1 protein-coding gene is annotated in these 1145 nt (G+C 70.3%); it reads left to right on the forward strand.

What is annotated here, in order from left to right; translation table 11 throughout:
• Positions 1–44: 44 nt before the first annotated feature.
• Positions 45–1145, forward strand: a 1101-nt coding sequence (locus AB0B40_RS38215; RefSeq protein ID WP_362268249.1) for an SDR family NAD(P)-dependent oxidoreductase, incomplete at its 3' end; no start/stop codon positions are given.

The following is a 1145-nucleotide window of genomic DNA, read 5'->3' on the forward strand; positions in this document are numbered from 1 at the left end:
ACGTGGACTGGGCCGCCTACCTGGAACCGTACGGCCCCCGACGCGTGGACCTTCCCACTTACGCCTTCCAGCGCGAACGCTACTGGGTCGAGCTCGCACGGCCCGACTCCGGAACCTCTCCCGACCCGAAGGAAACCGCTGACTCCGGTTTCTGGGAGGCGGTGGAGCGTGGGGACGCGTCCGGGTTGGCGGATCTGCTGGCGTTGCCGGGTGATGAGTCGCTGACGGCGGTGCTGCCCGCGTTGTCGGCCTGGCGTCGTCAGGACCGTGAGAGGTCGGCTGTCGACAGCTGGCGATATCGCGTGGCGTGGTCGCCGTTGGCGGATGCTGCTGCTGGTGTGTTGTCGGGGGTGTGGTTGGTGGTGGTGCCGGCCGGGCTTGCTGGTGATGCGTGGGTGGGCGAGTGCGTGAGTGGTCTGGCGCGCAGTGGCGCGGAGCCGGTGGTGCTGGAACTCGGTGCGGATCGTGCGGGCCGGGAGGAGATGGCCGGGCGGCTGCGCGAGGCCGCCTCAGGGGCGGACGCGGTGGCGGGTGTGGTTTCCCTCCTGGCGTTGGCGTCGGGCCGGGATGCGGCCTACCCGTCCGTGCCCGTGGGTCTGGCGGCCACCCTCTGCCTGGTTCAGGCGTTGGGTGATGCGGGTGTCGAGGCTCCGTTGTGGTGTGTGACGCGGGGCGCGGTCGCGGTCACCGACTCCGAGCGTGTGACCGGCCTCGACCAGGCCCCGGTATGGGGCCTCGGACGGGTCGCCGCTACGGAAGGAACCGAGCGGTGGGGCGGCCTGATCGACCTGCCTGGGGTGGTGGATGCCCGGTTGGTGGGGCGTCTCGCCGGTGTTCTTGCCTCGCCTGGGGGTGAGGGTGAGGTGGCTGTTCGGGCTGCTGGTGTGTTCGGTCGGCGTGTGGTTCGTGCTGTGGGTTCTGGTGGTGGTTCCTGGCGGGTGTCGGGGACGGTGCTGGTGACCGGTGGTACGGGTGGTGTGGGTCGGCATGTGGCGCGTTGGCTGGCGCGGGCGGGTGCTGAGCATGTGGTGTTGGCTTCGCGGCGTGGTCCTGCGGTTGATGGTGTGGCCGAGTTGGGGGCTGAGGTCGCGGGGTTGGGGTCGCGGTTGTCGGTGGTGGCCTGTGATGTCGGTGATCGTGATGCG

The sequence above is a fragment of the Streptomyces sp. NPDC042638 genome, assembly GCF_040647235.1.
GTDB lineage: Bacteria > Actinomycetota > Actinomycetes > Streptomycetales > Streptomycetaceae > Streptomyces > Streptomyces rameus.